Genomic DNA, 11,869 nt, shown 5'->3' with positions numbered 1-11,869 from the left:
GCAGCGCCTTCAGCTCGGCGGCGCTGGCGGCGGCCGAGGACTCGGGGGCGGTGCCGGTGTCGGAACCCTCACGGTCGATCCAGTTCCGGAGCGTATCGGGGTTGACGTCGATCAGCGCTCCGACGTGGCGGCGGGCTGCGACCTTCGTGTCGCCGTGCTCGTTGATCCGATCCCGGTACATCCGCACTGCCCGCTCACGGGTCTCGGTGTCGTACTTCCTCGGTGCTGGCATGACTTCATTCTCCTGGTTCAATCAGGAGTCTCCACCCGACCCAGGACAGTTCAGGACATCCCTCGCCGGATGGGCTCACCCCTTCGGTGCACGCTCGGTGCTCATGCGGATGGGTCGGGGGTGGGTTTCGTACATGCGGACCGCGACGGCGAGGGCGGAGGCGGCGCTGACGGAGGCGGCCACCCAGACGGCGGCGTGCATGCCCATCAGGTCGGCGACGATGCCGCCGGCGATGGCGCCGACGGCGTAGCCGCTGTCGCGCCAGACCCGGTAGATCCCGACGGCGCGGCCACGCCAGGCCGGGTGGGCGACGTCGCCGATCACGGCGAGCAGGGTGGGGTAGACCATGGCGGTGCCGGCCCCGAGCAGCACCGTGCCGGTAGCCCACCCGAGAAAACCGTGGGAGGCGGCGATCAGCGCCAACGCTGCCGCTTGCAGGGTCATGCCGGCGGTGATCAGGTGCTTGCGGCCGATCCGGTCGGACAGGGCGCCGGTGACCAATTGTCCGGCGCCCCACACCCCGGGATAGAGGGCGAACAGCAACCCGATTTGTCCGGCGCCGAGGTCTGCGGTGGCGAACAGCAGAGGGAACAGGCCCCAGGAGAGGCCGAAGTTGAGGTTGTTGACCAGCCCGGCCTGGCTCGCCGAGGACATGGCGGGTTCGGTGAAACTGGTTGCCACGGCGATCTGGCGGTCGGTCAGATCCGCGTGCAGGTGGTCGTGCGCACCGTCCGCACGCGGGGTGTGTTGCGCGGCTTCCAGGCGCGCGTAGTCGCGGGTCTCGTGGATGAACACCCCGGACAGCAGCAGCGCGAGGGCGGTGTAGGCGAGTCCGAGCAGGAACGGGGCCGGTCGCAGCCCGTACTGCTCGGCCAGGTAGCCGGCCATCAGCGAGCTGACGGCGACGGCGCCGTAGCCGGCGGCCTCGTTCAGGCCCATGGCCAGGCCGCGGCGGCGGGGGCCGACCAGGTCGATCTTCATCACCACGGTGGTGGACCAGGTCAGGCCCTGGTTGATGCCCAACAGCACGTTGGCGGCGACCACCCACCACCAGTTGGGGGCGGCGATGAGCATCAACGGGACGGGAATGGCGAACAGCCAGCCCACCAGCAGTACCGGCTTGCGGCCGAAGCGGTCCGACCACGTTCCGGCGAAGTAGTTGGCGGCGGCCTTGGTGATCCCGAACGCTGCCACGTAGGTGAAGATGAATGTGTAGCCGGTCAGCCCGAATTCGTTCGCGGCGAGCAGCGGCAGCACGGTCTGCTGTTGGCCGACCATGCCACCGACGAGGGCGTTGACGGCGACGAGCAGGCTGAACTGGGCCAGGTTGGCGCCCAGGCCGAGTCGGATCGGCCGGGGCGCGGTGGTGCTCATGCGCCGGTCTCGAGGGTGCGGCCGGTGGCGGCGGCCCAGTCGTCGGGTCCGCCCTCGAGCACCGTGAGATTCCGGTGCCCGGCGCGTTCGAGCAGGCTGGCCGCGCCCATCGCGCGTTCACCGTGCCCGCACATCACCACGGTCGGCTCGCGGGGCAGGTCGTCGACCCGATCGGCCAGGGCCCCGAGTTCGATGTGGACGGCGCCGGGCAGGTGCCCGGCCAGGTATTCGGGGCGTTGACGGATGTCGAGGACCCGAACGCCCTCGACCGCTTCGGGGCCGGTCAGCGCCGTGGTGGCCACCTCGAGTTCGGCTGCGGCGAGGCCGCCGTCGAGTTCGCCGATCAGGTTGTCGTACCCGATTTTCAAGCCCTGCCACAGGATCTCGTTCACGTCCTGGTCTTGGTCGCGGACGATGATCAGGGGCCGGTCGGCCGGGGCGAGCCAGCCCAGCCAGCTGGCGAACACCGGCCGCAGCGGGATCGACAGCGCACCGGGGATGTGGGCGGCGGCGAAGCGGGCCAGCGGGCGCACGTCGATCAGGACGGCGCCCTCGGCCAGCCGGGCGCGGACGGTGTCGACGGTCAGCGAAGGTAGCACCGGATCGTGGTCGAGGAGTGGGGGACCGGCCCGGTTGATCTCGCCGAGACGGCGGAAGTACGGCGGATAGCTGCCCAGCGACCCCAGCAGCTGGTCGACGAACGCGTCCTCGTCCCGGGCGGCGAGCAACGGGTTGGTGGCGCGCTCGCGCGCGATGGTGCTGGTTCGGTCCGCGCCGGGCGGTGCGGAGCAGAACGAACCGGCGCCGTGCGTCGGCCAGACCGCGACGTCGCCGGGCAATGCGACGAGGCGCTGCAGCGAGGCGTATTGCTCGCGAGCCAGGACTTCGGTGCGATCAGGGCCGAGCAGGTCGGTGCGGGCGGCCGAACCCACGATCAGAGATCCGCCGGTGAACACCCCCACCTCCGTGTCGCCGTCGAGCAGCAGGAACGACAGGTGCTCGTGGGTGTGCCCGGGCGTCATGAGCGCCCGCAGCCGCAGCCCGCCCAGGTCCACCTCGTCGCCGTCGCGCAGCCCGGTGTGGGGGAACTCCCGGTCCCCGGCGGCGGAGGCCAGCACCCGCGTCCCGCCGGTGGCGCCGAGTTGGCGGGCGCCGGAGAGGAAGTCGGCGTGCAGGTGGGTGTCGGCGGCGAACGCGACGGTCAACCCGCGGCGGGCGGCCGCGGCATGCACCGCGCGCAGGTCTCGGCTGACGTCGACCACCAGCGCCCGCCCGTCGCCCAGGTCCACCAGATACGCGGAGTTGCCGAGCCCCTCGTCGACGAGCGGTACCAGATCGATCCCGGCCATGGCCTTCTCCCTGCCTCGGCTCTGAGGGCGTCCCGGGCGGAACACCCGATCCATGTTCTACACTATTCCAAATATGATTGGAGAATGCCATGGGTGATCGGATCGCGAAGACGGAACTGTTCGACCAGTTCGCCCGGGTCGGCAAGGCCCTGGGCAGCGGCAAGCGGCTCGAACTGCTGGATCTGCTCGCTCAGGGCGAGCGCACCGTCGACGCCCTCGCCCGCGCCTGCGAGCTGGGACTGACGACCGCGTCCGCGCATCTGCAGACCCTCAAACAGGCCAATCTGGTCGCCACCCGCCGCGAGGGCACCAAGGTGTTCTACCGGCTCGCCGGTGCGGACGTGGCGCAGCTGTTCGCACTGGTCCGTACGGTCGCCAACGAACACCTGCCCGATGTCGAGGCCGCCGCCGCCGCGTATCTCGGCCCGGCCGACACCGAACACGTCAGCAAGGACCAGCTGCTCGAGCGGGCCCGGTCGGGGAAGGTGACGGTGCTCGACGTGCGCCCCCGCGAGGAATACCAAGCCGGGCACATCCCCGGGGCGGTGTCGATTCCGTTGGACGAGTTGGCCGATCACCTGGCCGAGCTGCCCGAAGATCAGGAGATCGTCGCCTACTGCCGCGGCGCCTACTGCGTGCTCGCCCACGACGCGGTCCGGCTGCTGACCGACCACGGCCGGCAGGCCTCGCGGCTGACCGACGGCATGCTCGAATGGCGACTGGCGGCCCTGCCCGTCGACACCCCGACCTGACCAGCACCCCGGGTCACCGACATCCCCCGTCCCGGCCGGGCCTGTGCGGGCCCACCCCCGAAACCTCCGAGGTGATCGATGAGTTCGCAGCAGATCCCGCAGCAGCGCCGCACGCTGGCGGTACTGGTCGGCGCCCAGGTGCTCAGCGGCGCCGGACTCGCCGCGGGCATCACGGTCGGGGCGCTATTGGCGCAGGACATGCTCGAGACCACCAGCCTCGCCGGGCTGCCCAGCGCCATGTTCACCATCGGCTCCGCCGCGGCCGCGGTCACCGTCGGGCGCATCTCGCAACGCCTCGGCCGGCGGACGGGCCTGGCCCTCGGGTACGCGGCCGGCGCCCTCGGCAGCCTCGGCGTGGTGGCGGCCGCGGTCCTCGACAACATCGCCCTGCTGTTCCTCGCCCTGTTCGTCTACGGCGCGGGCACCGCGACCAACCTGCAAGCCCGCTACGCCGGAGCGGATCTGGCGAGCGCGCACCACCGCGGCCGGGCGGTGAGCACGGTCCTGGTCGCCACCACCGTCGGTGCCGTGGTGGGCCCGAATCTGGTGACCGTGATGGGCGATCTGGCCACCCGGTGGGGCATCCCGGCGCTGTCCGGGCCGTTCCTGCTCTCCGCCGCCGCCTACGCCCTCGCCGCGCTGGTGCTCTGGGTGCTGCTGCGCCCGGACCCGCTGCTGCTGGCACGAACCCTGGCCACCGACACCGACACCCCCGCGCCGGCCGCCGACGAGAGCGCCCCGGCGGCGGCGCGGACCTGGTCCCCGGCGGTGGTGCTCGGGGCGACGGTGATGGTGGTGACTCAGCTGGTGATGGTCGCGATCATGACGATGACCCCGATCCACATGCAGCACCACGGGCACAGCGTCGGCGCCGCCGGGATGGTCATCGCCGTCCACGTCGGCGCCATGTATCTCCCGTCCCCGCTGTCCGGGCTGCTCGTCGACCGTCTCGGACCGCGGCCGGTTGCCGGCGCCGCGGCGCTCACCCTGCTCGCCGCCGGCATCACCGCAGCCGCGGTGCCGGCCTCGTCGGTGCCCGGTCTTGCTCTCGCTCTCGGCCTGCTCGGTCTCGGCTGGAACCTCGGACTGGTCAGCGGCACCACGATCATCACCGACGAAGTCCCGCTGACCACCCGGGCCCGCACCCAGGGCACGGTCGATCTGTGCATCGCCGTCGCCGGTGCCGGGGGCGGGCTGTCCTCCGGGATGATCGTCGCGGCCACCGACTACACCGTCCTCGCCGTCACCGGTGGGGTGATCGCGCTGAGCATCGTGCCCGCCCTGGCCCTGTCGGCCAGAATGAAGGCGAAGACCGGATCAGCACCAGCACCGGCGAACGAAACGGCCACCGGCGGCGCGCCACGGCAGTAGGTGCGTGCGGCCTCAGGTGGCCGCAGTGCCCAGCGCAGCGATCGCGGCCAGCGAGGTGAGCGCCTCGAGCGTCTCGGCGATCAACTGCAGCATCAATCCGTCGCACACCGCGATCAGCACCGAGGCGATAGCGGGCAGGTTGTCCGGCGCCGCGATCCCCATGTCGTCTTCGGCGGCGGTGTCCGCCGCTGCATCGGCGCCGGATTCTCCCTGATGGAAGGCACCACCGTGCTGCGCGAAGTCCTCTCCCGCTACGCGCTCTCGCTCCCCACCGGAGCCAAACCCGAACGCGGACACGTCCGCAACATCACCGACGTCCCCCGACACAAGGCGCCCATCGTCATCACCCCCCGTGTGGGCGCGCACCACCTGGCCTGACACCCGCGCGGCAACCCCGGCGTTCCCTGGACCCGGGCAGCGGCTGACGAGCACACTTTGAAAGGTGAGAAGCAACCAGCGCCTCCCGTCTGCCCGCCTCTTGCTGTCAGATAGGGAGCCCGCACCACGGGTGTCCGGCGCAGCGTTGACCGGATTGCGAATCCTGGTGGGCCTGGAATGGCTGTACAACGTCGCGTGGAAGACACCACCGGACTTCGGGGAGAACAGCGGCGGCGGCTTGTACGGATTCACCCGCGCCGCCGTCGAACATCCGGTGTTCCCGCCGTTCAGCTGGCTGGTCGAGCACCTGGTACTGCCGAATTTCGTGCTGTTCGGGTGGCTGACGCTGGTGGTGGAAACCGTGCTCGCGGTGCTGCTGCTGACCGGGACGCTGGTCCGGGTCGCCGCGCTGCTGGGGATCGGGCAGTCCCTGGCCATCTGTTTCTCGGTCGCGGAGGCACCGAACGAATGGCCATGGAGCTATTTCATGCTCATCGGCATCCATGTCGTCCTGCTGTGCACGTGGTCGACCCGATACTTCGCCGTGGACGAGGTACGAGCCCAGTCCCACCTCGGGAGCGGTCCCGGTGCTGCGGCGGCGCTGCTGCGGACCTGGGGCATCATCTTGGCGCTGCTCGGCGTCGCCGCCCTGATCGCCTCCTTCCAGACCGACCGGTGGGCCTCGATCGGCGGCCTGGTGGGTTACGAAGACCTGGAAGTGGGACTGGGCACCTACAACCTGGCAGGCGCGCTGGCGGTACTCGTCGTGGCGGCCTGCGCGCTCGCCGGGGCCATCCTGCGCCGCCGTGAGCTCGCGTTCGCCGGGGCCGTCCTGGCCGGTGCAGCGGCCGCCAGCATCTACCTCCAGTCCGGCCGCACCGACGTGTGGCTGGGCGGCACGAACACCAGTGCCGCGGTGTTCCTGTGCGCCGCGCTCGTCGGCGCGGCGACGGGCCCCGTGCTCGACCGAACACCTCGGCTCGGCCGATCCGCCCCGAAACTCCTGCGCCGCCGCCGATACTGAAACTGCCGCGTCACGGTGGCCACTGCTCGCCGATCCGAGCCCACTTCCCAGATGATGGAGGACCCGATGATTCCCCACGAAGCGGTCGGCCAGGTCACCGAGATCGCCCACGACAACGCCGAACGGGTGGACACCGAGGGCGTCTTCCCCGCCGAGGCGGTGACCGCCCTACGCGAGGGCGGACTGCTGGGGCTGGTGTTGCCGGAGGACGTCGGCGGCTCCGGGTGCGGGCCGGTGGAGTTCACCGAGGTCCTCACCGCGCTGGCCTCGGCCTGCGGCTCGACCGCCATGATCTACCTGATGCACGCCGCCGCCGCGGTCACCCTCGCGCAGGCGCCACCACCGGGAATGCCCGACCTCCTCACCGGCATGGCAAAAGGGGAAGTGCTGGGCACCCTGGCGTTCAGCGAGAAGGGCTCCCGCTCCCACTTCTGGGCGCCGGTCTCGTCCGCCTCCGCAAACGGTGACACCGTCACCATGCAGGCCGACAAGAGCTGGGTCACCTCCGCCGGCTTCGCCGATGTCTATGTGGTCTCGGCGGGTTCGGCCTCCGGGACCGCGGGCGAAGTCGACCTGTACGCGATGGCCAAGGATGCGCCGGGCCTGACGGTGGCCGGCCCGTGGATCGGGATGGGGCTGCGGGGCAACGCATCGGCACCGATGACAATCGACGCATCGATCCCGGTTGCGCACCGGCTCGGAGACCAGGGCGCCGGCTTCGGCCTGATGATGAATACGGTGCTGCCCTGGTTCAACCTCGGCAACGCCGCCGTCTCGCTCGGCCTTTCCTCCGCCGCCAACACCGCCGCCCTCGCGCATGTCGGCAGCGCACGCCTCGAGCACCAGAACGAGGCACTCTCCGCGCTACCGACCATCCGCGCCCAGATCGCGAGGATGGGCATCAGCCTCGCCGCCCAGCGGGCCTTCCTCGCGCACGCCGCCCGCAGCGTCAGCGAACCCGATGAGACGACGATGCTCAATGTCCTCGCCGTCAAGGCTTCGGCCAACGACGCCGCCCTGGCGATCACCGACACGGCCATGCGGGTCTGCGGCGGTGCCGCCTTCTCCAAACACCTTCCGATCGAGCGGGCCTTCCGCGACGCCCGGGCCGGGTCGGTGATGGCCCCCACCGCCGACGTGCTCTACGACTTCTACGGCAAGGCCGTCGCCGGCCTGCCGCTCTTCTAAGGAGGGAGCGCAATGACCAGATCACTGATCGTCGGTGCCGTCGCCTACACCCCCAACGTGGTTCCCATCTGGGAGGGCATTCGCGACTACTTCCGCGACACCGGCGCCGAGATGGATTTCGTGCTGTACTCCAACTACGGCCGCCAAGTCGAAGAACTGATCGCCGGCCACGTCGACATCGCCTGGAACACCAACCTCGCCTACGTGCGCACCGTCCTGCAGACCGACGGCCACGCCGTACCGCTGGCGCAACGCGACACCGACACCACCTTCAGCACCGTGTTCGTGGCCCCACCCGGCAGTTCCATCACCGGTCCGGACGGGTTTGCCGGTACACGCCTCGCCCTGGGATCGGCCGACTCCGCGCACGCCGCGATCCTGCCGCTGCACTACCTCGCCCAGGCGGGGATCCCACCCACCGAGCTGTCGATCACCCGGTTCGACAGCGACATCGGCAAACACGGCGACACCGGCCGCAGCGAACTCGACGCGGTGGCGGCGGTACTGGCCGGGGAAGCGGACGTCGCCGCGATCGGAATCGGCACCTGGACCGCGATGGGCAAGGACGATCTGATGCCCGGCGCCCTCGAGGCGGTCTGGCAGACCCCCGAGTACTGCCACTGCATGTTCACCGCCAGGGACACCCTGCCCGCCGAGCGCTACACACCCTGGGTCGACACCCTCCTCGCCATGGATTGGGACATCCCCGAACACCGCAAGATCCTCGAACTGGAGGGGCTGCGGCGCTGGGTGCGGCCACAACTGGACGGATACCAGAGCCTGTTCGCAGCGGTCGGCGAGCAGGGTGTCGATCCGCGATGGTGATCCTGGACCTGATGCGGCTGATGACGGGACTCCCCGACGGGGGTACCGGTGAGGTCGCGATCGGGTCCGCCGAGGATCTCGTCCTCGCGCGCAGGTGGTGCGCCTACAGCGGAAACACCATCGTCCGAGAGGACGTCGATGCCACCGACACCGGGACACTGCTTGTCCGGCGCGGTCACGCCCCCGACCCGCGCGATGCTCTCGGTCCCGACCGGATGCCGGGCGCACGGCTGTGGCTGTACACCAACTTTCACTGCAACCTCGCCTGCGACTACTGCTGCGTCTCCTCGTCGCCGCACGCGCCCCGCCGCGAACTCGGCGTGGAGCGGATCGCCCGGTTGGTCACCGAAGCCGCCGAGTGGGGGGTCGGCGAGATCTACCTGACCGGGGGTGAACCCTTTCTGCTCCCCGACATCGACACGATCGTGCGCACCTGCATGGACGTGTTGCCGACGACGGTGCTGACCAATGCGATGGTGTTCAAGGGACGAGGTCTGCGGGCACTGGAGTCGCTGCCGCGCGAGGGTCTGGCGCTGCAGATCAGTCTCGATTCCGCCACCCCCGGTCTGCACGATTCGCACCGCGGCGCCGGAAGCTGGGCCAGAGCGGTCGCCGGCATCCGGCTGGCCCGGCAGCGGGGGTTCCGGGTGCGGATCGCGGCCACCATCGCCTCGCCGGGGCCGGGAACGATCACCGCGCTGCACGACTTCTGCGATCAGCTCGGTATCGAACGCGGCGACCAGCTGATCAGACCGATCGCCCGGCAGGGTGCCGCGGTCAAAGGACTGGTTATGACGCCCGAGTCGCTGGTCCCGGAGGTCACGGTGACCGCCGACGGCATTTACTGGCACCCCGTCGCCGCGACCGACGACCGCGCGCTCGTCACTCGCCGGATCGAACCGCTCCGGCCCGCACTCGACGAGATCTACGAACGGTTCACCCGGCAATGGGCGGTCGCTGCCACCGCCGCCGCACTCTTCCCCTGCGCCTAGCTATAGCTATCGAACGGCTGGGCATGTGCGCGAGGTTGTCGGCGCCGGGAGAACCGCGCGCCGAGTACGATCGGTGCCGTTGACGAGGCGGTACGCGGCCACGGCGGCGTCCGCCTCCTGCCCGGCGGGCCGAGGGGTTTTACCACCTGCGGGTACCACCTGCAGCGCCGGGAACGAGCACTGAAGTGGTCACCACCTCACCGCCGATCGGACGTGGGTTCTTCTCCCGGGTCGGTATCGCCGGTCTCCGGTGTGGGTTCTTTGCGGAGGTGACGGGGTTTCTTGGTTTGGTCGGGGAGCCGGTGCCGATCCATACAAAATTTTGTATACTCGTGGTGTGAAGAACATCCAGTTCATGGGTACCGCGCTGGAGGATCTTCGTGGATTCCCCGGTGCCGTTCGTCGTCAGTGCGGTTATCAACTCGACCGCGTTCAGCAGGGGCTCGAGCCGACGGACTGGAAGCCGATGGTGAGTGTGGGTTCTGGTGTGCGGGAGATACGGGTACGCGATCGATCGGGAGCTTTCCGCGTCATCTACGTGGCGAAGTTCGCAGACCGGGTGGTTGTACTGCACTGCTTCCAGAAGAAGACTCAGAAAACGTCGGCGGCGGACTTGGCTACCGCGACGAAGCGATACCAGCAGGTCACAGCGGGAAGACAGGAAGGGTGAGCACTGATGAGCGATGAAATCTTCGACAGCGTGTGGGATGCCATCGAGGACACTCCGCAGGAGGCGGAGAACATGCGGCTGCGGTCGAGTCTGCTGATTGCGCTGTCTCGGCGCATCGAGACCGAGGGATGGACCCAGAAGGATGCGGCCGCCCGGCTTGGTGTGACTCAGCCGCGGGTGTCGGATCTGATTCGAGGAAAGATCGATCTGTTCAGTCTTGATGCTTTGGTCAACATGGTGTCGGCCGCCGGACTTCATGTCGATATGACGGTGAGCGCTGCCGCGTAGGACCCTCGCCCGAGGCTGTACGGAGATTTCGGGTCGGGCGGTGTGGGTCGGGCTACGGCGGGCCACCCCGAACGGGGGGATCTCACCGCCCGAGCACATCTGGACCCGGTCGGGAGGCGCTGCGGGCGGACGAGGGGCGTTGCACCGTGGGCTGCTGTCGATTCGGCAGGGGCCCGGCCTGCCGGCGGAGGTCTCTGCACTGCGGGTGTTCGATGTGATCGCGTGGATGGACGGCAAGAACCGCGTCCTGGGCGAAGGCTCTGACCTGGGAAGATGACACGTCCCGGTGTGGGGCGGCTCAGGAGCGGGTGTGGCGGGATCTGAGTTTGTGCATGCCGACCATGATCTTTTCTGCGGTGCTTCCGGGTCCGGGGAGTATGCCCAGCTGTGTGGCGATGTCGTTCATGTTGACGATGATCCGTAGTTTGGCGATTTTGCCGTCGCGGTAGTCGTGGATGTCGACGCCGTCGAATTCGATCTGTTTGCCGGTGGCGGGGATGCCGGGCGGGTCGATGGGGCCCTGGTGGGTGGCGGTCGCCTTCCACCAGTAGGCGGCGCGGGGGCCGTCACCGGCGATATGTGGGCCGGCGATCAGCTCGAAGGTCAGGTCGGGGAACGCGCGCCAGCCGTGGTCGAGGAATTCGCGGACGTCGGCTTTGCCGCGCATGGTCTTGGGCCAGGCGGAGTCGTCGTAGACGATGTCGTCGGTGAGTAGCTCGAGGACCTGTGCGGGGTCGTGGGCGTTCCAGGCGTTGCCCCAGAGCTCGGCGAACTCGTCGACCCATGCGGGGTCGAGTTTCTGCGCCGATGTCTGTTCTCCCCTGCTTTCCAGGCTAGGGGGTGACGGGTCGGTTTTATCGGGTGTGATGGTGCTGTGACCTGGGGTGATGACATGTCCCCGGTTTGTGATGTGGGGCGGCGTGCCGGGGGAGTGCCGGCGCCGGGGTGTCGGCGGGCGCGCGGGTGTCTGTTTCGTCCGAATTGGAGCCGGTTTTGAAAGGTATTGATTGACAACATGTTTCGGTAATCAGTTGATGAGTCTATCTTTACGTGTGTTGTGCACGGACGTCAGGTTGTAATGTTCGGAATCGATTGTAGATAAACAGGTTTGAGTGTTTGTAGATTTTTCAACTGTTTTGAGTGAGTGGAGGCGAGGTGGTAGGATGGGGGTATGACATGGGGCGGCGCGGGAAGGCGAGTGGGTGGAGGTTCGGGCGTACCCTCCCGCCTCCCCAGCCTCGTTGGGGTGTGGGGGACCGGATCGAACAGGACGATGAAAAGTACTGGCGAGAACCTAATCTCGGAAACTCGGAGGAGCGAAGCGACTCGATCGGCGGCAACGGGAATCGACCCACTGCGAGCCGCGCAGCGGCTCCCCTGGCGGGGAGCGCAGCGACTCGCCCCGTCTCCCGGCGCGGAGCGCCGG

At 69.0% G+C, this 11,869-nt stretch carries 15 protein-coding genes; 10 read left to right on the top strand and 5 right to left on the bottom strand.

The annotated features are described in order from the left end of the window. The 3 genes from HGB39_RS37385 to HGB39_RS37375 all read right to left on the bottom strand — a co-directional run. Nucleotides 1–232, bottom strand: a 232-nt coding sequence (locus HGB39_RS37385; protein ID WP_247607621.1) for a transposase, incomplete at its 3' end; no start/stop codon positions are given. A 75-nt stretch (nucleotides 233–307) separates the two neighbouring features. Then, the gene (locus tag HGB39_RS37380) at nucleotides 308–1,606 is read right to left on the bottom strand and encodes an MFS transporter (protein WP_064081022.1); all 1,299 of its coding nucleotides are present in this window, start codon (nucleotides 1,604–1,606) and stop codon (nucleotides 308–310) included. Beyond that, entirely contained in the window at nucleotides 1,603–2,955 is a 1,353-nt protein-coding gene (locus HGB39_RS37375) for an MBL fold metallo-hydrolase (protein ID WP_064081023.1), read from the bottom strand. The genes HGB39_RS37380 and HGB39_RS37375 overlap by 4 nt, the downstream gene beginning before the upstream one ends. 89 nt (nucleotides 2,956–3,044) lie before the next feature. Between HGB39_RS37375 and HGB39_RS37370 the strand changes: the two genes are divergently transcribed. Then, complete coding sequence (locus tag HGB39_RS37370; protein WP_064081024.1) at nucleotides 3,045–3,707, top strand: ArsR/SmtB family transcription factor; 663 nt, start codon at nucleotides 3,045–3,047, stop codon at nucleotides 3,705–3,707. A 78-nt stretch (nucleotides 3,708–3,785) separates the two neighbouring features. Continuing rightward, nucleotides 3,786–5,078: an MFS transporter gene (locus tag HGB39_RS37365; RefSeq protein WP_064081025.1), complete on the top strand. Its 1,293-nt coding sequence runs from the start codon at nucleotides 3,786–3,788 to the stop codon at nucleotides 5,076–5,078. A gap of 12 nt (nucleotides 5,079–5,090) precedes the next feature. On the opposite strand, the gene HGB39_RS39410 is transcribed toward HGB39_RS37365, so the two are convergent. Continuing rightward, nucleotides 5,091–5,240, bottom strand: coding sequence for a hypothetical protein (locus HGB39_RS39410; protein WP_247607625.1), 150 nt, complete (start codon nucleotides 5,238–5,240; stop codon nucleotides 5,091–5,093). 30 nt (nucleotides 5,241–5,270) lie between these two features. Here HGB39_RS39410 and HGB39_RS39405 point away from each other — a divergent pair, with 30 nt between their 5' ends. The 8 genes from HGB39_RS39405 to HGB39_RS40080 all read left to right on the top strand — a co-directional run bounded on the left by HGB39_RS39405 (nucleotide 5,271) and on the right by HGB39_RS40080 (nucleotide 10,720). Further along, nucleotides 5,271–5,456, top strand: a complete 186-nt coding sequence (locus HGB39_RS39405; RefSeq protein ID WP_248950084.1) for a cytochrome P450 — start codon at nucleotides 5,271–5,273, stop codon at nucleotides 5,454–5,456. A gap of 130 nt (nucleotides 5,457–5,586) precedes the next feature. Then, entirely contained in the window at nucleotides 5,587–6,480 is an 894-nt protein-coding gene (locus HGB39_RS37355; protein WP_064081026.1) for an Rv1678 family membrane protein, read from the top strand. Between the two features lie 66 nt (nucleotides 6,481–6,546). Then, complete coding sequence (gene fadE16 / locus HGB39_RS37350; protein ID WP_064081027.1) at nucleotides 6,547–7,668, top strand: Rv1679 family acyl-CoA dehydrogenase; 1,122 nt, start codon at nucleotides 6,547–6,549, stop codon at nucleotides 7,666–7,668. Nucleotides 7,669–7,680: 12 nt separating this feature from the next. After that, nucleotides 7,681–8,493: an Rv1680 family SBP-like protein gene (locus HGB39_RS37345; RefSeq protein ID WP_168443010.1), complete on the top strand. Its 813-nt coding sequence runs from the start codon at nucleotides 7,681–7,683 to the stop codon at nucleotides 8,491–8,493. Then, the gene (locus HGB39_RS37340) at nucleotides 8,487–9,485 is read left to right on the top strand and encodes an Rv1681 family radical SAM protein (protein WP_168443009.1); all 999 of its coding nucleotides are present in this window, start codon (nucleotides 8,487–8,489) and stop codon (nucleotides 9,483–9,485) included. Before HGB39_RS37345 ends, HGB39_RS37340 begins: the two co-directional genes overlap by 7 nt. 337 nt (nucleotides 9,486–9,822) lie before the next feature. Further along, the gene (locus HGB39_RS37335) at nucleotides 9,823–10,155 is read left to right on the top strand and encodes a type II toxin-antitoxin system RelE/ParE family toxin (protein ID WP_267204582.1); all 333 of its coding nucleotides are present in this window, start codon (nucleotides 9,823–9,825) and stop codon (nucleotides 10,153–10,155) included. Between the two features lie 6 nt (nucleotides 10,156–10,161). Continuing rightward, nucleotides 10,162–10,443, top strand: coding sequence for a helix-turn-helix domain-containing protein (locus tag HGB39_RS37330; protein WP_168443008.1), 282 nt, complete (start codon nucleotides 10,162–10,164; stop codon nucleotides 10,441–10,443). 40 nt (nucleotides 10,444–10,483) lie between these two features. Beyond that, nucleotides 10,484–10,720 carry a DUF6308 family protein gene (locus HGB39_RS40080; protein ID WP_267204583.1) on the top strand — a complete coding sequence of 79 codons (237 nt, stop codon included), beginning with the start codon at nucleotides 10,484–10,486 and terminating at the stop codon, nucleotides 10,718–10,720. A gap of 21 nt (nucleotides 10,721–10,741) precedes the next feature. Here the strand turns inward: HGB39_RS40080 and HGB39_RS37325 are convergent, their stop codons facing one another. Then, a complete protein-coding gene (locus HGB39_RS37325) occupies nucleotides 10,742–11,275 on the bottom strand; it encodes an ester cyclase (protein ID WP_168443011.1) in 534 nt (177 codons plus the stop codon). Nucleotides 11,276–11,869 lie beyond the last annotated feature (594 nt).

Source organism: Rhodococcus opacus, assembly GCF_012396235.1.
Classification (GTDB): domain Bacteria; phylum Actinomycetota; class Actinomycetes; order Mycobacteriales; family Mycobacteriaceae; genus Rhodococcus_F; species Rhodococcus_F opacus.
The sequence above is the reverse complement of the archived record's forward strand: the minus strand, read 5'-3'. Positions and strand labels throughout refer to the sequence as shown.